This window comes from Bacteroides intestinalis (genome assembly GCF_003464595.1).
Classification (GTDB): Bacteria; Bacteroidota; Bacteroidia; order Bacteroidales; family Bacteroidaceae; genus Bacteroides; species Bacteroides intestinalis_A.
The window spans coordinates 92,226-115,109 of record NZ_QRZF01000007.1 but is presented as its reverse complement, the minus strand read 5'-3'; the positions used below and the strand labels follow the sequence as shown (position 1 = coordinate 115,109).

Sequence of the window (22,884 nt, the reverse complement as noted above, 5' to 3'; positions counted from 1 at the left end):
GATATGCATAAGTTCATAGACAACATCATAGCTTTCTCTTTGAAGAATAAGTTCTTCATATTCTTTTTTACGGTACTTGCGGTTATTGCAGGAATTGTCTCTTTCAAGCATACCCCGATAGATGCCTTTCCGGATGTAACCAACACCAAAGTAACTATTATTACCCAATGGCCCGGGCGGAGTGCCGAGGAGATGGAGAAGTTCATTACCATCCCTATTGAAATAGCAATGAACTCCGTACAAAAGAAGACGGACATACGCTCTACCACCTTGTTCGGACTATCGGTGGTGAATGTAATGTTTGAAGATCATGTTGACGATTTTACAGCCCGTCAACAGGTCTATAATCTATTGAATGATGCTGACTTGCCGGAAGGCGTTACTCCGGAAGTACAGCCGTTGTATGGTCCTACGGGAGAAATCTTCCGCTATACGTTGAGAAGTGAGAAGAAATCGGTTCGTGAACTGAAGACCATTCAGGACTGGGTGATCGAGCGGAATTTACGTTCCGTATCCGGTGTGGCCGATATTGTAAGTTTCGGTGGAGAGGTGAAAACCTTTGAGGTCAGTGTGAATCCCAACCAATTGAGGAATTACGATATTTCCTCTCTGGAATTGTTTGAAGCCATAGAGAAAAGTAATATCAATGTCGGTGGTGATGTGATCACAAAAAGCTCCCAAGCCTATGTTGTCCGGGGTATCGGACTGATTAACGATGTGGAAGAAATCGGAAATATCGTTGTGAAAAATGTGAAAGGTACTCCTATTCTGGTGAAACACCTGGCAGATGTACACGAGTCCTGTTTACCCCGCCTCGGACAAGTAGGCCGAATGGATGAAGACGATGTCGTGCAAGGCATTGTCGTGATGCGTAAGGGGGAGAATCCCGGTGAAGTGATTAAAGCCCTGAAAGAAAAAATAGCCTATATCAATAAAGAGGTGCTACCGTCGGATGTACAGATTGTACCTTTCTATGATCGTGAGAATCTGGTAGATCTGGCTGTGAGCACAGTGACGCGCAACCTGATAGAAGGTATCCTGTTTGTGACTTTCATTGTGTTAATATTTATGGCGGATTGGCGGACTACCGTGGTGGTGGCAGTGGTCATTCCATTAGCATTATTATTTGCTTTCATTTGCCTGCGTATAATGGGTATGTCCGCCAATTTGTTGTCCATGGGAGCCATTGACTTTGGTATTATTATAGACGGTGCAGTGGTGATGGTCGAGGGTATCTTTGTAGTTCTTGACAAGAAAGCGCGTGAAGTGGGAATGCCGGCATTCAATGTCATGTCAAAGATGGGATTGATCCGTAATGCTGCAAAAGATAAGGCGAAAGCGGTCTTTTTTTCCAAACTGATTATTATCACCGCGCTGATTCCTATTTTCTCTTTCCAGAAAGTGGAGGGGAAGATGTTTTCACCGCTTGCTTTTACGCTGGGTTTTGCCTTGTTGGGGGCATTGGTGTTCACCTTGACCCTGGTACCCGTACTTTCGGCCATGCTGTTAAAGAAGAATGTACGTGAAAAGAATAACAGGTTCCTCCGTTTTGTTAATGAGAAATCATCCGCCTTGTTTGATGTCTGCTATGCTTATCGCAAGGTGACGATTACGATTGCTACGTTTGTGGCAGTGCTGGGACTGTATGCGTTTTCTTTCCTCGGAACGGAATTCCTTCCCCAGTTGAATGAAGGCTCTATTTATATCCGTGCCACTTTACCGCAAAGTATAGCTTTGGATGAGTCCGTCAATCTGGCAAACAAGATGCGGGCGAAGTTGAGAAGCTTTCCTGAAGTGAAACAGGTGATGTCTCAGACCGGACGCCCCAATGACGGAACCGATGCCACCGGATTTTATAATATCGAGTTTCATGTAGATATTTATCCGGAAAAGGACTGGGAAAGTGGCTTTACCAAACTGGAACTGATTGACAAAATGCAACATGAACTGGAGATTTACCCGGGTATAGACTTTAACTTCTCCCAGCCGATTACGGATAATGTGGAAGAAGCGGCTTCCGGTGTAAAGGGATCTATAGCTGTGAAAGTCTTTGGTAAAGATCTGTATGAGTCCGAGAAAAAAGCCGTAGAGATTTATAAGATCTTGGGAACCGTGGACGGCATCGAAGATTTGGGAGTAATACGGAATATCGGACAACCGGAATTGCGCATAGAACTGGATGAGAATAAGCTCGCACGCTATGGAGTGGCTAAAGAAGATGTACAGTCCATTATCGAAATGGCGATTGGAGGTAAGTCGGCTTCCTTGCTTTACGAAGATGAGAAGAAGTTCAATATCATGGTGCGTTATAAAGAGGAATTCAGATGCAACGAAGATGAGATAGGAAAAATACTGGTGCCCGCTATGGATGGTACGATGGTGCCGATTAAGGAACTGTCGGAGATAAAGACTATCACCGGACCGTTACTTATCTTCCGTGATAATCATGCCCGTTTCTGTGCCGTGAAATTCTCGGTCCGGGGTAGAGATATGGGAACTGCCGTTGCTGAGGCTCAGAAGAAAGTGAATGCCGCAGTGCATTTGCCCGAGGGATATACTTTGAAGTGGACCGGAGATTTTGAAAACCAGCAACGTGCTACTCAACGTTTGGCGCAGGTGGTTCCTGTCAGCATTATCATCATCTTTATCATTCTTTTCATCCTGTTTTCCAATGCACGGGATGCAGGTTTGGTATTGCTGAATGTACCTTTTGCCGCTGTGGGCGGTATTGCTGCTTTGCTCATAACCCGCTTTAATTTTTCGATCTCTGCCGGTATCGGGTTCATTGCTCTTTTTGGTATTTGTATTCAGAATGGAGTGATTATGATATCCGATATCAAACACAACCTGCAGGCGAGGCTGGCGTTGCCCGATGCTGTAAAGACCAGTGTACGTTCCAGGGTTCGGCCCGTGCTGATGACAGCTGCAATGGCGGCTATCGGCCTGATGCCTGCGGCACTAAGCCATGGAATAGGTTCCGAGTCGCAGCGACCGCTGGCCATTGTTATTATCGGAGGTCTGATCGGGGCTACTTTCTTTGCTTTGTTTGTTTTCCCGTTGATTGTCGAGATCGTTTATGGTAAAATGTTATATGATAAAGACGGTAGATTGAAGCAGAAAAAACTATAAAACGTATATTTGTGCTTTCTTTAAGTTTTAAAAACTATGGCAAAGATACTGTTGGTAGAAGATGAAGTCAATATAGCCTCTTTCATAGAACGGGGATTGCAGGAATTCGGGCATACGGTTTCTGTTGCTTATAATGGTGCGGATGGTTGGCAGATGGCCCAGGACGAACCTTTTGACTTACTTGTTCTGGATATAATCATGCCCAAGATGAATGGACTGGACCTATGCAGGCAGTACCGCCAACTCTATGGATACGATTCTCCCGTCATTATGCTTACGGCTCTGGGTACGACGGATGATATTGTAAAAGGACTCTATGCCGGTGCCGATGATTATTTGGTGAAGCCTTTCAGCTTTCAGGAGTTGGAAGCGCGTATCACCGCTTTGCTGCGCAGGAATAAGGAGAAAAGAATTTCGGAACTTGTTTGCGGTGACCTTATCCTCGATTGCAATACCAGGCGTGCCCGTCGTGGTGACCGTGAAATGGAACTGACGGTAAAAGAATACCGACTTTTAGAGTACTTCATGAATAACCAGGGTGTTGTGCTCTCTCGGGTGAATCTCCTGAAACATGTATGGGACAAGAATTTTGATACGAATACTAATGTAGTAGATGTGTATGTGAACTACCTGCGTACCAAGATCGATAAAGATTATGAAAACAAACTTATCCATACGGTGGTAGGTTTGGGCTATATTATGGAATCTCATTAAACGGAGAATCGCAGTGAAGATAGGAAGTAAAATAGCGTTGTTTTATACGGGTATCACGATATGTATGCTTACCTGTATCATGGTTGTTTTCTATTTTTTTATTTATAACTACATCAATAGACTGTACGATTCATACTTGGCAGATAAAGCCTATCTTACTGCCCAGAAGCACTGGGAAAAAGATGAAGTAGACGAGAGCAGTTATGAAATTATCCGCCAGGAATATGAAGGACTTCTTCCCCAAGCTAAGGAAATTTTGCTGAATACCGACAGCATGGAGATGGTGAAAGATACGCTGGATAAGTATCTGAACAAAGAGCAGCAGAAGCGACTATTCATGGAAGAGCCGGTTTCATTTCGTTATAAAAAAGAGGTCGGTGCAGCCTTATATTATCCGGATAATGAAGGTAATTTTATAGTTCTGATACTTGCCCGGAACAACTATGGAACGGAGATACAGAATCATATGCTTATCCTGATACTTCTTTTGTTCCTTTTCAGCTCCATATCGGTTTATTTCATCGGAAGGTTTTATGCCAATCGCATGTTGGCGCCGGTGAAGCGTATTCTGAAAGAGCTACGGCGCATCCGGGGAAATAATCTGAATATTCGAATTAAGACAGCCGGTAACCATGACGAACTGGACGATCTGATCACTTCTATCAATGGCATGCTCGACCGCATAGATGCGGCTTTCAAGTCCGAAAAATCTTTCGTAAGCAGTGCTTCCCATGAACTTAATAATCCGCTGACGGCTATTCAGGGAGAATGTGAAATCAGCTTGCTGAAAGAACGTTCGCCACAGGAATATATCAAGGCTTTGAACCGTATTTCGGATGAAAGCAAAAGAATCAGCCTACTGATAAAATCACTCCTTTTCCTTTCGCACCAGGATGAAGAACTTCTGAAGAATAATATGGAAGATGTGAACTTGGTGGAACTGCTAATCATGCTGTGTGGTGAGAATGAGCGGATACAGTTTAGGAATACATTTGGAGAAGAGAACCTGCCGATGGTGAGTGCTAACCTGCATTTGCTGAAAATAGCGATCCGTAATATACTGAACAATGCCTGTAAATACTCGGGTGAACAGCCTGTGGCGGTGCGGCTGTATCCTAAGGAAGGAAGTGTTGTGCTGGAAATAGAAGATAAAGGTATCGGCATTCCCGAAGATGAAATACAGCTTATTTTCCAGGCATTCTATCGTGCAACCAATACGCGTGAATATTCAGGCCATGGCATCGGACTGGGACTTTCCCTGAAGATATTATCTATTTACGGAGCGCGGATGGATATATTTTCCGAATTGAATGTTTACACAAAGGTCGTAGTTACTTTCAGATAGACTATAACGGCAGGAAAGAAACTTTACCTGGAGGTAAGTCTTTCCTGTCGGTCGGTCAATCCAGACTTGGGACGTCGATTGTCTGGGTCTGCTCATTCCAATTTTCGATAGTGAAACTCCCGGACGACTCTTCTGAAAAGATGTCGCCCAGTGTGAGAGTCAGTGTTAGCTTGGTGTTGGCGGTCATCGGGGTTTCCAGGGATTGCTGGAAGCTTTTCAATGTGCCATTCTTTAAGAGGATGAATAGTTTGAAGACGGGTTTTCCGATGGAGGGGAAGAGCATGACGGTGGCATTGCTCATTTGGGTACCATCTGTTGAACGTATCAGCGGGAAGGCAACGGTTCCTGTTGTCGGCACGGGCTGTGCGGTGTAGAAATTCAGTGCAGTGGAAATTCCGGTGACGTGTACATACATGCTGTCGATACTTGCGCTGAGGATGCCGTTATCCCTATCCTTTACTATCACTTTCAGCCCGGCTACTGTCCGCTTCAGGGCTGCACTGAGGTTTTCGGTGCCGATGTTTGTGGCTTTTACGGCATAGACCATGTCGAATACCGGATAATAGGTGGTATCCTTACTCATTTTGAGCATACTGAATGTCTGCTTTGACATGTCCTGACCAATGATGTAGACGGGATCTCTCACCGCGGGATTGGCGTAAATGGGTGTTTCGTACTTGGGTGTTCCCCAGTATACCATGTTGTAGGGACCTGCCGGAAGAGAAATTTCGCGGTTGATGGCTTCCTGGTAGAAGTCTCCGTTCTTCACATTGTAGTATCCGTCGAAGGGGGTGAGTTTACCTTCCACGTAGTTGCCGAAATAAATGGCGCTGTTGGGCTGGCAGGGGGCGACGGTCAATATGCCGGTCATGGGGCTCTGGGTGTTGCTACTGTTCTCCACTGTGGCGTATAGTTTGGGGGTGATCAGTGCGTTGGCGTCTACTACTGCCTTGGGACAGTCGTCGTCTTTTACGCAGCTTGCCATGAACAGGGCAATGGCTGCAAATAACATTAATCTTTTCATTTTCTGTAGGTTTAGGTTTAGGCTTGGATAACATTTCAGAGGGGATTTGGTTCTGTCTTTTAAAAAAATGTATCTTTGCGATCGTCAAAAATGCTATGAAACGTAATTAAATAAAGATACCATGAATAAGAAAAACACTCTTTTGCTTTTCCTGTGCCTGTTCAGCTTGTGGGCGGTGGCGCAAGAAAAGAAGCCGGTAAAGATTGCCTGTGTGGGCAATAGTATCACTTACGGCTCGGGAATTAAAAATCAGTTTCAGAACAGTTATCCGGGATTGCTTTCCCAGCTTTTGGGCGAGGGGTACGATGTGCGCAACTTCGGAATCAGCGCCCGCGTGATGCTGAATAAGGGAGATCATCCGTACATGCACGAGCAGAAGTTCCGCGACCTGCTGGCGTTTCAGCCGGACATCGTTACCATTAAGTTGGGGACGAATGACAGCAAGCCCTGGAACTGGCGTTACGGAAAGGATTTCGGAAAGGACCTGACGGAGATGCTGGATATTCTTCAGGATTTGCCTTCCAAACCTAAGATATATCTGTGTCTCCCTGTGCCGGCTGTGAAACGGAATTTCGGTATCAACGACAGTGTGATAACGAATGGCATCATCCCCGTGATACACCGCGTTGCAAAGAAGCGTCACTTGCCTGTTGTAGATCTTTACGCGCTTCTGAAACCGTATCCCGATTACTATACAGACGGCATCCACCCCAACGAACAGGGGGCGGCCCTGATAGCCGGCGAGCTTTATCGTACACTGACCGGCAACGAAGCGCCGGAGATCGTCACCGAACAGGCTTTTCCAGGCAAGAAGTCGCAATGGGAGGGCTTCGACCGTTACGATTTCCTCTGCAATGCCCGCCGGGCCATTGTGGTTGCTCCCCGCAAGGTGGCTGAGGGGCGTCCCTGGATATGGCGTCCCGCATTTTTCGGGGCTTTCCCTTCGGTAGATAAGGCTTTGTTGGAGGAAGGTTTCCATGTGGTGTACTACGACTTGACGCATCTGTACGGAAGTCCGCGTGCGCAGCGTTTGGGTAGCGATTTCTATGAGGTGATGCGCAGATATTACCGCCTCTCTCCGAAGGTGACGCTGGAGGGTTTCAGTCGCGGCGGACTGTTTGCATTCAACTGGGCGGCAAAGAATCCGGATAAGGTGGCCTGCATTTATGTGGATGCTCCGGTTTGCGATATGCTTTACTTCGCCGAGAATTGGGAACGTGATTTCTGGAAGGGCTTCCTGACGGAGTGGGGGCTGACAGAAGAGACAGCAAAGAACTTCAAGGGAAACCCGATTGACAATCTGGCTCCGCTGGCTGCCGCAGGTATTCCGGTGATGGGAGTTTGTGGTGATAGCGACAAGACGGTGCCTTATGAATGGCATATGAAGATTGCCGCCGAACGCTATCGTGCTTTGGGCGGTAATGTCGAAATCATTCTGAAACCCGGTTGTGATCATCATCCCCACAGTCTGGACAACCCGGAGCCGGTAGTCGATTTTATCGTCCGCAACCAGCCGGATTATCAGAAGAAGCAGGTAATTCACCAGCGTGGCAGCCTGGCCAACTCTTATCTGAAGTTTACGAAAGAGAAAAAGGGTTGTGTCGCTTTCTTGGGCGGCTCCATTACAGAGATGCGTGGGTGGCGGAATATGATACAGGAGGATTTGCGCCAACGCTTCCCCGAAACAGAATTTACCTTCGTCGATGCCGGAATTTCTTCTACGGGAACTACTCCCCATGCTTTCCGCTTTGAAAACGATGTGTTGCAACGGGGAGTACCCGATCTGTTGTTTGTTGAGGCGGCGGTGAACGATGATACGAACGGTTTCGACTATATCGGGCAGATACGTGGTATGGAGGGCGTGGTTCGTCATGCCCGCACGGTCAGTCCGGAGATGGACGTTGTGATGCTTCATTTTATTTACGACCCGTTCATTCCGTTGCTGGACAGAGGAGTGCAGCCGCAAGTGATTATGAGCCATGAGGCTGTGGCTAATCATTATTATGTTTCTTCCATCAACCTGGCGGAAGAGGTAGCACAACGGATGCGCGACGGTGAGTTCGACTGGAAAGAATTCGGAGGGACTCATCCAGCTTGGCGGGGGCACAGATATTATGCGGCTGCCGTGAATCGGCTTTTCGATCTTGAGTGGGGTGGTCGTGTGGCTGGGACGGTGGTCCGGGCGCATGAGATGCCGGAGAAACCGATAGACCGTTATTCTTATGATAAAGGTGCGTTTGTGGACATCCGTTCGGCGAAGCAGTTGAACGGTTGGCAGGTGGTGGACGACTGGACGCCTGAGGTGAAGGGAAACACTCGCAAGGGGTTTGTGAATGTTCCGATGCTGGTGGCAGATCGTGCCGGAGCCAGTCTTTCGTTCGCTTTCGAGGGGCGTGCGGTGGGCATCTTCTGTGCGGCCGGTCCGCAGGCTTGTGTATTGGAGTATAGTGTGGATGGGGTGCCGTTCAAGAGTCTGGATACATTTACGAGTTGGAGCGGGAATTTGTATATTCCTTGGGTGTATATGCTGGAGACGGAATTTGCGCCTGGTCGCCATACGCTGTGCTTGCGTGTGGCCAGAGGGGAGAGGATGGGGTGCCAAATACGTAATTTTGTGGTGAATCGGTGAATGGGTAAAGTAACATTTATACCGATAAGATGATTTTTCTGTCTTTATCCAAGGGAGATACTGTAATATTATTGTTTGAATAAAGTAATCTAAATTATCTGCTGCGGATTTGCCTCCTCTATTTGAATGCTTTACTTTTGCGCACAGTTAATGTACAAATGATAAATGTAATATTAGAAATGAAGAAAAAACTCGTTTTACTTCTTCTTGTACTCTGCCTACTGCTACCTGCAACGACCCGTGCGCAGATACGTGAGTTCGAACGCTCGACGCCCGAAGCCGAAGGTGTCCCTTCCGGAACGCTCATTGCTTTGATGGACTCTCTGATGGCCCTGCCGAAGACCGATATACACAGTGTAATGGTGCTGCGTCACGGAAAAGTGATCGCGGAGATGTATCCCGAACCCTTCGCTCCGGAGTATCGGCACACGATGTTTTCCTGCTCCAAGACTTTTGTCGGTGCCGCCGTCGGACTCGCCATCTCCGAGAACCGCTTGCGGTTGACAGACCGGGTCGCATCCTTCTTTCCCGATCAACTTCCCGATAGCATTTCCCCCAATCTTGCCGCTATGACGGTTCGCAATCTGCTGAACATGACCTCCGGCGTTACTCCGGATTGGAAGATGCGTGAAGGACGTACAGACTGGGTCAGAGGTTATCTGGGGAAAGAAATAAAGACTCCCGGAGAACACTTTGATTATGATTCCATGAGTTCGTATATTCTTTCCGCCATCGTGCAGAAGGTGACGGGTATGAAATTACTGGATTATCTCCGTCTGAGACTGTTCGAACCCATGCACATCACTGATGTGTCCTGGGAGGTGAGTCCTGAGGGAATCAATACCGGTGGTTGGGGAGTGTACTTGCAAAGTGAGTCGCTGGCGAAACTTGGACAGTTGCTGCTAAACCGCGGCATGTGGGAAGGCAAACAGTTGCTTCCGGCAGACTGGGTAGACCTGATGATGGCTAAACAATCCGATACAGGTAGCTTTGGCTATGGTTATGGTTATCATATGTGGCTTTGTGAATATCCGGGAGCGGTTCGTGTAGACGGTGCTTTAGGACAATATGCGCTTATTATACCGGATAAAGATATGGTAGTAGTCATCACCGAATGTAGCATCATAGATGGAATCACGCAACGCCGCTTGGTCTGGAACCGTCTGCTGCCTGCCGTAGGCGATGAGCCTTTGACGTCGGGAAAGGATTATAAACGCTTGTTGAAGAAGCAATCTTCTTATCAGTTGCCGGTGGTACAAGGGAAAGCAAACTCACCTCTTGCCCGGCAGTATGCGAATAAACCTATTATGCTTAAGCCGAATAAATTGGGCTGGCAGTCTCTCCGTCTTCAATTTAACCCCAAAGAGGTCATAATGACTGTGACGCAAGCCGATGGGCTTGAATATGACTTGCCATTTGGCTACAAGCAGTGGGAGAAGACTTCAATAGATGCATATCCTCCGTATTCTATCGAAGCCAAAGGACGTTTCACCGGGATAGAAGGCCCTTTTTATGTAGCGGGTAGCTATGCCTGGCCCTCAACTACTACGCTGGAGCTGAAAGCGCATTACGTCAATTGGATCAGTGCGCTCAACCTCATTTTCCGGTTTGATGGAGGCGATGTTCATTTAGCGGTTAAGGCGAACTATTCTTCCGATTTTATCTATCTTTGTGGCCAATAAAAGATTTGTGTATTATGAACCGTATCACATTAGCTCTGAAACGTCCTTTTATCTGGTTGTGCCGTTTCCGTCATCGTTGCGGTTACGGAGTGCATTCTCCGTTTGCTTTCAACCTGATTACACAGGTGATTTATGAAAATACTCCTTATTATAAGTATAAAGACCTGGCGGCCGAACAAAAGAAGTTAGCACCTCAAAAAGACGGGCGTTGGAAGTATGAGTCGAAAAAAGTAAAACGCCTTTTGTTCCGGTTGGTGAATTATATCCAGCCCGATACGATAGTAGATGCCGGTACTCTTGCTGCTTCTTCCCTTTACCTGAAAGCCGGTAAGGAAGGGGCCGACTATACATCTGCTTCTGAACTTTCCGAGCTATTTCTGGAAGCCGGAGTACCAGTTGGCTTTCTCTATCTGCACGACTACCGACATCCGGAATTTGTGGAGGAAGTATTCCGTATCTGTGCTGCACGCACTATACGGAACTCCGCTTTTGTGGTCGAAGGAATCTGCTACACTCCGCAGATGAAAGCTCTTTGGAAACGTATGCAGCAGGATGAACATGTAGGTATTACATTCGACCTTTATGACCTTGGCATCCTATTCTTTGATAAAACAAAGATAAAACAAGACTATATTGTCAACTTTTGATTATCTTTAGGCGTTTGAATAAGTGATTAGGGGGTAGTGATTAGTGATTAACCGCTCCACTAACCTCTAATCACTAATCACTAAACACCAATCGCTTATGAAAATATATACTAAAACCGGTGATAAAGGTACCACTTCTTTGGTAGGCGGCACCCGGGTTCCTAAAACCCACGTTCGTCTGGAAGCATACGGCACAGTAGACGAGTTGAACGCTAACCTGGGAGTTCTTATCACTTATTTATCCGATGAAGCGGATCAGATGCTTGTACGCCATATTCAGGATCGTCTTTTCGCAGTGGGTTCCAATCTGGCCACCGATCTGGAAAAAACAGACCTGAAATGTGCCAGTGTCATTCATCCGGAAGAGATAGAGCGTATCGAACGGGAAATAGACCGGCTTGATAATCTGCTTCCCCCGTTACATGCTTTTATATTGCCGGGCGGCAGTCGCGGAGCATCGGTTTGTCATGTTTGCCGCACAGTTTGCCGCAGGGCTGAACGACGTATCCTGGCCTTGGCTGAACAATGTGAAGTAGCTACTGAATTACTTGCTTATGTGAACCGTTTGTCCGATTATTTGTTTGTCTTGTCACGGAAAATCAACCTGGATGAGAAAAAAGATGAAATATTTTGGGATAATAGTTGTAAGTGAGAGATTTTATTATACTTTTGCCGAAAAATAGAAAGTAGGACTTAATATTCACAATTTTAATACTTAGAACTTATGTATTGGACATTGGAATTAGCATCTAAACTGGAAGATGCTCCCTGGCCGGCAACCAAGGACGAATTAATCGATTATGCCATACGTTCGGGCGCTCCGCTTGAAGTGATTGAAAATTTGCAGGAAATGGAAGATGAAGGCGATATTTATGAGAGCATCGAAGATATATGGCCCGACTATCCGAGCAAAGAGGATTTCTTCTTTAACGAAGAGGAGTATTAGATACGCTTTTTTAAAGCCTTGCCATACCTAAGGGGATACGAGGTAGTTAACACATAGAAAGAGGTAGTCCGTAAAATCTGTCTTCGACAGGTTAATGGATTGCCTCTTTTTTATATTTGTTCCATTATGACTGAAGCACAAGAAGAAACGGTAAGCCGCTTGCCGGAATTGAAAGAACGGCATTTGCCCGGAGATTGCCGGGAAGCGGTGAACACGCTTTTAAAAGGGACTTACGGGTACGAAAAATTTCGTGACCTGGAAGTGTACGACGACTTATTCAAGGGGAAAGAGACGCTCCACATTTCGCAGGGGCAATTGATAGAAAGTGTCATTGTTGAAGCGGAAAAGGCACGGAATGGGGAAACGGATGTGGATAATATTCTGTTGACAGCACCTACCGGGGCTGGAAAATCCTTATTGTTCCAATTGCCTGGCATCTATTTGGGCAATGAATACGGGTTGCTTACCATTGTTGTATCTCCTCTGAAAGCACTGATTGTGGATCAGGTGGAAGGTTTACAAGATTTGGGATACACACGCGTAGCGTATGCTTCTTCCGATTTATCGCCTGAGCAAAAGAATGAGGTATACCGGCAGGTGCGTGAGGGTGAGGTCGATTTGTTTTATCTTTCGCCGGAATTATTGCTTTCATATGATATCAAGCACTTCGCAGGTGAGCGTCGTATTGGTTTGGTTGTAGTGGATGAGGCTCATACAGTAACTACTTGGGGTAAAGAGTTCCGGGTGGATTATTGGTTCCTGGGACGTTATCTGCAAGGTTTGAAGAAGAGTCTGGGCTATGCGTTTCCGCTTTTTGCACTGACGGCTACTGCTGTCTGGAACCCGAAGGGAGGCAACGATATGGTGTTCGAAACGATTCGTTCGTTGCAAATGGAGCCGTGTGTGCTCTATGCAGGTACGGTGAAACGCAGGAATATCGGATTCGATATCCGGCAGATGGAAATAGAAGAAGGCGAAACGTACGATAAAGCCAAGCAACGTGTTGTGGCGGGTCGTGTAGATGATTTCCTCGACGGGCATAAGACGATTCTTTATTATCCTTTTGCGGGTGGCATCGATATGCGTCTGAAGACGTGGGTGCAACCTGCTGATTGGCGTTTGGTAGCTTCTTACTATGGCAAGAAGGACAAGGAACAGAAAGCAGCAATTGTACAGGAGTTCAAGGAAGGAGAGAAGCGTATGATTGTAGCTACAAAGGCATTCGGTATGGGTGTGGATATCAGCGACATCGACCGGGTGTATCATGTGGCACCTTCCAGCACTTTTGTCGATTATATACAAGAGATAGGACGCGCGGCGCGTGATACGGATATTCATGGAGTTTCGGCAACGGATTATCATGAACGTGACTTTTATTATATGAAACGCCTGCATATGGCGGGTAATATAGCACAGGAACAGTTGTCGTTGATACTGAAAAAGCTGATGGAAGTATATCGGATGAAAGGTGAAAAGCAGGAAATGCTGGTGTCTTTGTCCGACTTCGAATTTGTGGTGAAATTGCCGCGAATGAAAAACAAGCTGGAATACGAGGCAGAATTGGGACAGTTGATTAAGACAGCTTTATTATGGTTGGAAGATGATTTGAGCCATCGTTACGGAAAGAAGTTGTTGGAGGTCAGTCCGCAGAACCTATTGACGGAAGGATATATCCAGGATAAGACAGGCGATGTTTTTATTCGTGAATTCAAGGATTATCTTACTAAAGTGGAAGGCACGGAAGACGTGTACACAGCACGTCTGGAAAAACTGTGGGAAGAGCGCTTTGCTGAGTTGGGGTATCGGGAATTTAAGCAAAAGCTGAATAGTGGAACATTGTGGGAAGGCTCTCGTGCAGTATCTGTTGGTAAGCATGAGGTTTTGTTGAAAGAAGATGCCACTGTAATTCGTCAGCGGATGGATGCACTGTTCAATAGCTTGAAGACGCTGCTTGTCGATAAGCTGCGGAAGACAAAAGGACGTTTTGACGAAGAAGAATTGCGTGCAGTATTTGCCGAACATGGTATGGATGTACCATCGGCAAAACGCTTTATTGGCTCATTGCTGGAGTCACGTACGGAAGAGGGACGCAGTGTGAGTTATATCAGTAGTGTGAAAAAGAAGGATTCCAACGAGCTCTCTTTTACAGTGACAAAGGGGTTTGACCTTTTGTTATCCCGCTATCAGAAACTATTCAGTCAACGTATTGTCGGTAAAAAAGGAGATCGTCTGTTGTTTTACAGTACGCCATTCTCTGATCTGAATATGTTGCTTAACCTGCTTTCCATGCTCGACTGTCTTTCATTCAGCGTCGAAGGAGGGGGTACACCTTGTGTACTGGTATATTTCGATGATCCGGAGAGCCTGCAGCAGATTGCATCTTCCGATGAATATCACAATTTGATTCTCGAGAATAATGAACAGGTGTTCCAGGAACAGATCGAACTGTTTTCTTTCTTCTTCGGGACGGATGGAATGGACGATACGAAGCGTTGGGATTTTATTGAAGACTATTTTACCGGAATGGGAGTGGAGGAGCTGAAAGCGAAGTACGCTGTTCCCCTATAGAACCAATTCTTTAAATAATCTTTCTAACGTCCTGTCCAAATCGTCGGAGAAACCGGCATGTGGACGGGACGTTTGAATACAGGAACTTCTCACGGCAGTCAGCCAACGAAAACGTTCCGGTACATCGAGTTGGGCTATGGGACCACCGTCTTTGGCTCCCGAACATATTTTATTGAATACGTCCAAGTGTGCAAATACCGATTCCCGGTCTACTTCAGAAACATATAGCTCCAGTTTATCCTCGTTTACCTGACAAACGGACTTGATGTAGCCTGCCTTTTTAGAGAAAAGGATAACGCCCACATTAAAGAACTCCTCACGTTCTACTTTGGGTACCAGGCGGATAACTGCGTATTCATATAAGTGTTTTCCTTGCATTCTGTGCTTCTTTTACAAATGTTTCGGAATGAGCCAGTCTTTCGGTCAGAAAGCGGGTATAAATATCTCTGATTTCTTCGGGTGTCTCATGTGTATCCTCCCAATGCAACCAGTCGTCAGGGATAAGTGCTACGACCTGTTGTATCTTTTCCTCTGTCAGCATGGAACGTAAAACCGCATCGGCCTCTTCAAGTCGGGATGCTTCGGGCAGCAATACGTGATTTTTTACATAGGGGAATGGGCTTACAGCATGTTTTTCCCAGTTTTCCCACGAGTGGTGGAAATAAAGTGAAGCGCCATGGTCTATCAGCCAAAGCTCTTTATGCCACATCAGCATATTGGTGTTGCGGAAGGTACGGTCTATATTGGTCAGATAGGCATCCAGCCAGACAATACGGGAGGCCAGTTCTGGGTCTACTTTAGTTGCTACGGGGTCAAAAGTCAGAGCACCTGACAGGAAGTGCAGTCCTAGGTTTAACCCACGGCTGCCTTGCAATAAATCTTGTATTTCTTCATCCCCTTCGGTACGACCGAATGCTTCGTCGAGATTCAGGAATACCAGTTCCGGTACTTTGAATCCCAGTATGTGCGCAACCTCTCCACCGATTAATTCGGATATCAATGCCTTGGTGCCATGTCCGGCGCCACGAAACTTTACAACGTATTTAAATTCGTCGTCAGCTTCTGCCAATGCGGGCAATGAGCCGCCTTCGCGCAAAGGAGTGATATAACGGGTCAGGTTGACTGTTCGCAACTCTATCATGGTTGTCCTTTCTGAAAATAGTTATGCCGCCCACTTGAGATGGGGGCGGCTGCAAAGATAGTGAATAATCACAATTACCCAAGATGTGCTTCCAGAAACTGTTGCAGGATACGGGCATGGTTTCGGACAGGCTCTTTGGAGGCATATAATAAAGTAACCGTTTTATAGGGTCTGATTGTTATGAGAAAGTTTCGTGCAGCTTCAGATGTTTCCAACTCTTTCCGGTACATAGCAGAGAAACCTTCCCAATGTTCCACCGGGTCTTCATGAAACCACTTCCTGAGTTCGGGGGAAGGGGTGATGTCTTTTTCCCAAACATCATATTTCAGATGTTCCTTTTTCATGCCACGGGGCCACAGACGGTCTACCAGCACACGGTAGCCGTCCTCTGCCTCGGGATCTTCATATACTCGTTTAATTTTAATCTGCGTCATAACTTTATTATACTAATATACAATTCATAGGTTGAATTAGTTCATTTTATTCCTTCCTTTTCTATTCTGCACAATTTTTTTTCGTTTTATCAGTTCTTATATTGATGAAACGTTATTGTATCCTGAAATGCTTAATTCTTATTTGCCTTCTTTTCTGTGTAGCAGAAGGGCGGGCACAGTTTGATGCGCGCTTTAGCCAGTATTGGGCGGTAAAGGGATATTATCATCCCGGTTGGGCGGGGCAGACGGATAATAAGATGAACATTTATGGTTCGTATGGTATGCAGTTGATGGGCTTCACACATGCTCCCCGCGTGATGTATTTCGGTGCTGACATGCCTTTTTCCTTATTCAATAAACAGCATGGCGTTGGAGTTGGATTCTTCAATGAGGCTATCGGACTGTTCCGTAACCAGCGTTTTTGGGGACAATACGCTTACCAGATGAAAATCAGAAAGGGCAAATTGGGTATTGGACTCCAGGTGGGTATGCTGACTGTAGCTTTCGACCCTTCTGATATTAATCTTGGAGATGAAACGGATGATGATGCTTTCCCCACTACATCGGAGAGTGGTACGTCTGTTGATCTTGGAGTGGGGGCATACTATTCGCACCCTAAATTCTACGCTGCCTTTTCTGCCCACCATCTGACAGCTCCCCGTATCTCTTTAGGAGAAAAAAGCCAGATTAAAATACATCCTATCTTTTATTTGACAGGCGGATACAATATTCAGACACGTAATCCGTTAATTTCCATACAGCCTTCGATACAATTGCAAAGTGATTTTACTTCTACACGGTTGGATGTAACAGGGCAGTTGTTTTATAGCTATCGTTCCAAAGTACTCAGCGGGGGATTGACTTACTCGCCCGATACTTCGGTGACATTCAATATAGGATTGACCGTGCAAGGTGTAACATTGGGATATGCTTATGAATGTTTCACTTCCAAGATAGGTGCAGCGAGCGGTAGCCACGATCTGGTGGTGAGGTATGCATTGGATTTGAATGTGTTTAAGAAAAACCGGAACTTGCATAAAAGCGTACGGATTTTGTAAGAGAATATACGAACAATGGGAAAGAATAAAGGAATGAAAACAATTCATGCGTGGTACGGGGCGGCTTTATTGCTGTTCGGTTCGCTGGTTTCGTGCATGGGAACAGTAGGTAACAGTTCCATGAGAGGTGGCGAGGTAATAGGAGCCAGTGCTGTAGCATGGAACGAGCCTGCACCTTATGGCATGGTGTTGGTGAAACGCGGTTCGGTAAAAATGGGTCCCGATAAGCAAGATAGTTTGTGGGGAACAATCGTTCCTTCACGGGAAATTTCGGTAGAATCTTTCTGGATGGACGATACGGAAGTGACGATTGCTGAATATAAGCAGTTTGTCAACTGGGTACGCGACTCCATTATCCGCGAGCGCCTGGCAGATCCTGCATATGGTGGCAACGAATTGTATAAGATAGAGGAAGACCGGGAAGGAAACCCAATCAAACCTTATTTGAATTGGTCGAAGCCTATTCCGTGGAAGCGGGCGACAGAGGATGAGCAGATGGCCATTGAAAGTGTATATAAGCATCATCCTATTGATGGTACGCTGATGCTGGATGGAGCACAACTGAACTATTATTATGAAATTTATGACTATACCGAGGCAGCTAAGCGCCGTAATCGTTTGAACCCTGCCGAGCGTGTCAAGAACACAGATGTCCAGGTGAATCCGGAAGAAGTAATCATGATAACAAAAGATACAGCATATATTGATGATGAAGGACGAATTGTAAATCGTACTATAACCCGTCCGTTATCCAGTGAATGGGACTTCCTGAACAGCTATATCGTGAACATTTATCCCGATACGACCTGCTGGGTGAATGATTTTCCCAATGCCAATAATGAACAATACATGCGTTTGTATTTCAATCATCCCAGTTATAACGAACATCCGGTAGTAGGTGTCAGTTGGGAACAGGCCAATGCATTCTGTGCATGGCGTACCAACTATTTACTTGCAGGACTGCGTGGACAGGCGAAGTATATTCAACGTTATCGTTTGCCGACTGAAGCGGAGTGGGAATTTGCCGCACGCGGAAGGGAAGACAATAAATACCCCTGGAGAGACAGCGAAGAGACCAAAGATGACCGTGGGTGCTACAATGCGAACTATAAACCCGGCAAGGGTAACTATACCAAGGACGGTAATCTGATTTCAACCCGGGTGGGGGCTTATTCTCCTAACTCGAACGGGCTCTACGATATGGCGGGTAATGTTGCAGAATGGACATCAACGGCATATACTGAGTCGGGAGTTCTGCAGGCAAATGATATCAATCCGGATATCCAGTATAATGCCGCACCGGAAGATCCGTATGCGTTGAAGAAAAAAGTGGTTCGTGGAGGTTCGTGGAAGGATGTGAATGCATTCATCCGTTCGGATGCCCGGACGTCCGAATATCAGAATGAGCAACGTTCGTATATCGGTTTCCGTTGTGTGCGTACGCAGGTGGGATATAATAAGAAGGGGAAATGATAAGATGCTAAAATGGTAAAATGATGGAAAAAGATACTGTAAACAAGAAAAGGGACTTCGGGCAAAAGTTGCAGGACTTTATGGCGAGTTATCGTGGCAAGGTCATAATGAACTATGCCTATAGCTGGGGAGCTGCTATCGTTATTGCAGGTACCTTGTTTAAACTGACGCATTTACCAGGTGCCAATCTGATGCTCTGGATCGGTATGGGAACAGAAGTGCTGGTGTTCTTTATTTCTGCATTCGACTTGCCAAGCAGGCAGACTGGTACAGCTGCAGGCGGAGTGATAGTTGTTGGTGACGGAGGGACGGGCGGTGCAGATGTTAATCAGGCTGTATCACAGGAAAGGAGATCTGCTTCCGTATCAAATCAGCCTGCAGCGGTGACTGTAGGAACTGCAAATAATCCATCCGGAACTCCTGCTCCGGCTTTTACTCCTGAAATGGAAGAAACCACACAGGCTTATATTGCTCAATTGAAAGAAATGACCGAAATGCTTTCGCACTTCACCGCACAAGCAGAGTCGTTGTCGCATGATGCCGAGCAAATGAGTGCACTGAACCGTAATCTTGCAGGTATCAATGCCATTTATGAAATACAGCTTCGCAGTGCCAGCACTCAGATTAATACTATTGATCAGGTACATGAGCAGACCCGTAAGATGGCTCGTCAGATTGAAGAACTAAATGCAGTCTATGCACGTATGTTGCAGGCTGTACAAGTTAAGTGATAAGGTGATAAGTTGTCCCCTTCGTCACGCTACCAAATTGTAATTTGTAATACGTAATTTGTAATTTATAAAAATGCATACTAATCCGGATTCTCCGCGTCAGAAGATGATAAACCTGATGTATATCGTCTTGATGGCGATGTTGGCACTCAATGTTTCGTCGGATGTGCTGAATGGTTTTTCATTGGTAGATGAAAGCCTTTCCCGTACAACGGCGAACTCGACTGTGCAAAACCAATCATTATATGATGGGCTTGCCGGTGCCAATAAACGTAATCCGGAGAAAGTGGGACCTTGGTTTGAGAAAGCGCTACATGTGAAGAATATGTCTGATTCGCTCTATGCTTACGTCAATGAATTGAAATTGCGTATCGTGAAGGAAGCGGATGGGAAAAACGGTGATATTGCCAATATATCCAATAGAGAAGATTTGGAAGCAGCTTCTTTCGTAATGCTTGCTCCCGGTAGAGGGCAAGGAAAAGAACTGTTTAATCGAATTAATCAATATAGGAATGAAATACTGGCTTTTGTTACTGATCCGGTGCAGCAGAAGATTATCCGTGATAACCTGAGTACTGAAGTTCCACGTAAAGCATCGACAGCAGGAAAAAACTGGCAGGAGTATATATTTGAAAATACTCCGGTAGTTGCTGCTGTCACTCTATTAACCAAATTGCAAAGTGATGTACGTTATGCCGAAGGTGAAGTATTGCACTTGTTGACACAGAATACCGATGTACAGGATGTGCGCGTAAACCAACTTCAGGCTTATGTGATTCCTACCTCTCAGAATGTGGTGCGTGGAGGGACGTATAGTGCGCGGGTTATTCTGGCCGCTGTAGATTCTACACAACGCCCGTCCATCTATATAGCCGAAAAGAAACAGCCGGATAATGCCGAAGGTTGGTTCGAAACTGTTTGTAATCGTACAGGGGAATTTTCTTTAGATGGTTATCTGGAATTGGCACAGGGCAATGGAGAAGTGCTTCGCAGAGAGTTTTCCCAAAAATATACGGTAGTGGAGCCTACTGCTACGGTATCTGCTACTATGATGAATGTGCTTTATGCCGGATATGATAATCCTATCAGCATCTCCGTTCCCGGGGTACCGGCAGGGCAGGTGCAGGCAAGTATTGTAAGTGGGAATGGTACATTGACCCGCACCGGTAGCGGATATATTGCTCGTCCTACAGCTATAGGCAAGGATGTGGTGATTCGCGTGACGGCATCTGTGGGTGGACGTACGCAATCAATGGGAGATTACACTTACCGTGTACGCCAATTGCCTGATCCGTCACCCTTTATTGAGTATACGGAAGATGGAACGCCGAAGCGTTATCGTGGTGGCCGTGGACTATCCAAGGCTATCCTGATGAATACTCCCGGTATTGTTGCTGCCATTGACGATGGGCTGCTGAATATTAATTTCCGGGTATTGGGCTTTGAGACTGTTTTCTTTGATAATATGGGGAATGCCGTGCTGGAAGTGTCTTCAGGAGCTTCGTTCTCTACACGTCAAAAAGATATGTTCCGTCGCTTGTCACGGGGTAAACGTTTCTATATTTCCCGGGTACGTGCGGTGGGGCCGGATGGGGTAGAACGTCTACTGCCTACTACGTTGGAAGTAATTGTGAATTGAAATTAGAAATCGACTATAAAAGGTATAAGACTATGAAACTTTCCTTGAAACTCATAATAGCTGTCACTCTGTGTGTATCGAACCTCTCAGTAGGGTGGGCACAAAGGCAATATCCCGGTTCGCCCGGATTACCAGACGATGTGGTGTGGATGCGTGAAATTTACCGTACGCTGGATTTGACAAAGGATACCAATGGTGCGTTGTACTATCCGGTGGAACCGCAGGGGAATAAAATGAATCTGTTCACAACGATGTTCCGTTTGCTGGCACAGAAGAAAATACCGGCTTACGAGTATCAACTGGATGGCACGGAACGTTTTCAGAAAGATGCTGAGGTGACTTTTCGTGATGTGTTGGATCGTTTCCAGATCTATTATGAATTGAAGAAGGTGGCAAATCGTCGTGATAGCGTTGTGTCTATCAGTAACAGTGACATACCTTCGGCAGATGTATTAAGCTATTTCATAAAAGAAGTCTGGTATTTTGATCAGCGTACTTCTACCTATGGTTCGGTGATAACGGCCATTTGTCCGGTATTGCATCGGTCGGAGGAGTTCAGTTCGGAAAAGACCAAATTCCCTATGTTCTGGGTAAACTATCAAGATTTGGTTCCTCATTTAATGCAGTCTAAGATATCTGTTAGCAATTATAACAATGCGGCAAACAGTACTTGGGATGACTTCTTTGCAGCGCGTTTATATAAAGGTGATATTTATAAAACTACGAATTTGCAAAACCGTACCTTATCGCAATACTGTCCCACGGATAGTGCTATGGTGAAAGAGCAGAAAAGGATTGAAAAGGAACTGGCAGATTTTGAGAATTCATTGTACGGTAAAGATCTCGTAGAGGAGACAGATTCGGTTTCTGCAGCTTCGGGGACAAAAATTGTAAAGGTGAATTCCAAAAAGAAAGGACGTGACAATACTGTTACGGTTAGAAGTAAATCTTCTTCCTCTTCTAAGGCTAAATCTTCTTCTGGTAAGTCTCAGTCGGTATCTAAGCGTGAGGCAGCAGCTCCAAAGGCGTCAGTGCGACGACAACGGCGTTGAACAAAAATGAATCTATTTTGTTCTTTTTAAGAATTAATCCATATATTTGTCCCGATAATTTAAATAAAAAGAATTATGAAGAAGATTTTTAGTGCTTTCATTATAGCTGTATGCTGTATGTTTATGGCTATGCCTGCCCAGGCACAGCTCCTTAAATGGGGTGTAAAAGGTGGTGTGAATTTGACAAAGATAGACTGGGATGGAGGATTCAAAGGAAATAAGGATAACTCGACTGGTTTCTTTATTGGTCCGATGGCTGAAATCACAATTCCTATTGTAGGTCTGGGTGTTGATGGTGCTTTGTTATTCTCGCAGAGAGGTAAAGGTGACGTAAAACAAACCGGAGTGGAAGTTCCCGTTAATCTGAAATATACGATTGGATTGGGTAGCTTACTGGGTATTTATTTTGCTGCCGGTCCTGATTTCTTTTTTGATTTCGACAAGAAAGATAACGTTGACCGGAAGAAAACTCAGGTAGGACTTAACTTGGGAGCCGGTGTGAAGCTGATTAAGCATTTACAGGTGGGTGTGAACTATCAGTTCCCGATGGGCGATAGTTTTACCTGGAAAGAAGCGAGTAAGGCTGTCGGTGCAAAGAATAAGACTTGGCAAGTATCTGTCGCTTATCTTTTCTAAGAAGAGAAATATTTATCATATAAATAGCGTTGCTGA

Annotated in this window: 19 protein-coding genes; 15 read left to right on the top strand and 4 right to left on the bottom strand. The window is 45.7% G+C overall.

The annotated features are described in order from the left end of the window. The first annotated feature begins 3 nt into the window (after nucleotides 1–3). The 3 genes from DWW10_RS12100 to DWW10_RS12090 are packed head-to-tail and all read left to right on the top strand — an operon-like array spanning nucleotide 4 to nucleotide 5,188. Nucleotides 4–3,129 carry an efflux RND transporter permease subunit gene (locus DWW10_RS12100; protein WP_022391494.1) on the top strand — a complete coding sequence of 1,042 codons (3,126 nt, stop codon included), beginning with the start codon at nucleotides 4–6 and terminating at the stop codon, nucleotides 3,127–3,129. Between the two features lie 36 nt (nucleotides 3,130–3,165). Beyond that, nucleotides 3,166–3,843: a response regulator transcription factor gene (locus DWW10_RS12095; protein ID WP_022391495.1), complete on the top strand. Its 678-nt coding sequence runs from the start codon at nucleotides 3,166–3,168 to the stop codon at nucleotides 3,841–3,843. Between the two features lie 13 nt (nucleotides 3,844–3,856). Continuing rightward, complete coding sequence (locus DWW10_RS12090) at nucleotides 3,857–5,188, top strand: sensor histidine kinase (RefSeq protein WP_022391496.1); 1,332 nt, start codon at nucleotides 3,857–3,859, stop codon at nucleotides 5,186–5,188. A 55-nt stretch (nucleotides 5,189–5,243) separates the two neighbouring features. Here the strand turns inward: DWW10_RS12090 and DWW10_RS12085 are convergent, their stop codons facing one another. Beyond that, nucleotides 5,244–6,212: a FimB/Mfa2 family fimbrial subunit gene (locus DWW10_RS12085; protein ID WP_022391497.1), complete on the bottom strand. Its 969-nt coding sequence runs from the start codon at nucleotides 6,210–6,212 to the stop codon at nucleotides 5,244–5,246. Nucleotides 6,213–6,333: 121 nt separating this feature from the next. Here DWW10_RS12085 and DWW10_RS12080 point away from each other — a divergent pair, with 121 nt between their 5' ends. The 6 genes from DWW10_RS12080 to DWW10_RS12055 all read left to right on the top strand — a co-directional run bounded on the left by DWW10_RS12080 (nucleotide 6,334) and on the right by DWW10_RS12055 (nucleotide 14,684). Continuing rightward, nucleotides 6,334–8,841, top strand: coding sequence for an alpha/beta fold hydrolase (locus DWW10_RS12080; protein WP_022391498.1), 2,508 nt, complete (start codon nucleotides 6,334–6,336; stop codon nucleotides 8,839–8,841). Nucleotides 8,842–9,020: 179 nt separating this feature from the next. Next, entirely contained in the window at nucleotides 9,021–10,523 is a 1,503-nt protein-coding gene (gene bas-suc, locus DWW10_RS12075; RefSeq protein ID WP_022391499.1) for a 3-succinylated cholic acid synthase, read from the top strand. A gap of 14 nt (nucleotides 10,524–10,537) precedes the next feature. Then, the gene (locus DWW10_RS12070; protein WP_022391500.1) at nucleotides 10,538–11,170 is read left to right on the top strand and encodes a hypothetical protein; all 633 of its coding nucleotides are present in this window, start codon (nucleotides 10,538–10,540) and stop codon (nucleotides 11,168–11,170) included. 97 nt (nucleotides 11,171–11,267) lie between these two features. Further along, a complete protein-coding gene (locus tag DWW10_RS12065; RefSeq protein ID WP_022391501.1) occupies nucleotides 11,268–11,822 on the top strand; it encodes a cob(I)yrinic acid a,c-diamide adenosyltransferase in 555 nt (184 codons plus the stop codon). 72 nt (nucleotides 11,823–11,894) lie between these two features. Continuing rightward, nucleotides 11,895–12,116, top strand: a complete 222-nt coding sequence (locus tag DWW10_RS12060) for a DUF2795 domain-containing protein (protein ID WP_007212024.1) — start codon at nucleotides 11,895–11,897, stop codon at nucleotides 12,114–12,116. Nucleotides 12,117–12,242: 126 nt separating this feature from the next. Next, the gene (locus tag DWW10_RS12055; RefSeq protein ID WP_022391502.1) at nucleotides 12,243–14,684 is read left to right on the top strand and encodes a helicase-related protein; all 2,442 of its coding nucleotides are present in this window, start codon (nucleotides 12,243–12,245) and stop codon (nucleotides 14,682–14,684) included. On the opposite strand, the gene DWW10_RS12050 is transcribed toward DWW10_RS12055, so the two are convergent. The 3 genes from DWW10_RS12050 to DWW10_RS12040 form a co-directional block, all read right to left on the bottom strand. Next, the gene (locus DWW10_RS12050) at nucleotides 14,679–15,062 is read right to left on the bottom strand and encodes a DUF3037 domain-containing protein (protein WP_022391503.1); all 384 of its coding nucleotides are present in this window, start codon (nucleotides 15,060–15,062) and stop codon (nucleotides 14,679–14,681) included. The genes DWW10_RS12055 and DWW10_RS12050 overlap by 6 nt on opposite strands. After that, nucleotides 15,040–15,822 carry a HipA family kinase gene (locus tag DWW10_RS12045; protein WP_118421742.1) on the bottom strand — a complete coding sequence of 261 codons (783 nt, stop codon included), beginning with the start codon at nucleotides 15,820–15,822 and terminating at the stop codon, nucleotides 15,040–15,042. The genes DWW10_RS12050 and DWW10_RS12045 overlap by 23 nt, the downstream gene beginning before the upstream one ends. A gap of 77 nt (nucleotides 15,823–15,899) precedes the next feature. Further along, nucleotides 15,900–16,259 carry a DUF488 domain-containing protein gene (locus DWW10_RS12040; protein ID WP_022391505.1) on the bottom strand — a complete coding sequence of 120 codons (360 nt, stop codon included), beginning with the start codon at nucleotides 16,257–16,259 and terminating at the stop codon, nucleotides 15,900–15,902. Between the two features lie 104 nt (nucleotides 16,260–16,363). Here DWW10_RS12040 and DWW10_RS12035 point away from each other — a divergent pair, with 104 nt between their 5' ends. The 6 genes from DWW10_RS12035 (at nucleotide 16,364) to DWW10_RS12010 (ending at nucleotide 22,848) form a co-directional block, all read left to right on the top strand. Beyond that, a complete protein-coding gene (locus tag DWW10_RS12035) occupies nucleotides 16,364–17,317 on the top strand; it encodes a PorP/SprF family type IX secretion system membrane protein (RefSeq protein WP_022391506.1) in 954 nt (317 codons plus the stop codon). A 15-nt stretch (nucleotides 17,318–17,332) separates the two neighbouring features. Then, entirely contained in the window at nucleotides 17,333–18,790 is a 1,458-nt protein-coding gene (gene porK / locus DWW10_RS12030) for a T9SS ring complex lipoprotein PorK/GldK (protein WP_022391507.1), read from the top strand. 20 nt (nucleotides 18,791–18,810) lie between these two features. Continuing rightward, nucleotides 18,811–19,521: a type IX secretion system motor protein PorL/GldL gene (porL, locus tag DWW10_RS12025; RefSeq protein ID WP_118421703.1), complete on the top strand. Its 711-nt coding sequence runs from the start codon at nucleotides 18,811–18,813 to the stop codon at nucleotides 19,519–19,521. 73 nt (nucleotides 19,522–19,594) lie between these two features. Next, complete coding sequence (gene porM / locus DWW10_RS12020) at nucleotides 19,595–21,160, top strand: type IX secretion system motor protein PorM/GldM (protein ID WP_022391509.1); 1,566 nt, start codon at nucleotides 19,595–19,597, stop codon at nucleotides 21,158–21,160. 32 nt (nucleotides 21,161–21,192) lie between these two features. Further along, nucleotides 21,193–22,212 carry a type IX secretion system ring subunit PorN/GldN gene (porN, locus tag DWW10_RS12015; RefSeq protein ID WP_022391510.1) on the top strand — a complete coding sequence of 340 codons (1,020 nt, stop codon included), beginning with the start codon at nucleotides 21,193–21,195 and terminating at the stop codon, nucleotides 22,210–22,212. A gap of 75 nt (nucleotides 22,213–22,287) precedes the next feature. After that, a complete protein-coding gene (locus DWW10_RS12010) occupies nucleotides 22,288–22,848 on the top strand; it encodes a porin family protein (protein WP_007662101.1) in 561 nt (186 codons plus the stop codon). Nucleotides 22,849–22,884 lie beyond the last annotated feature (36 nt).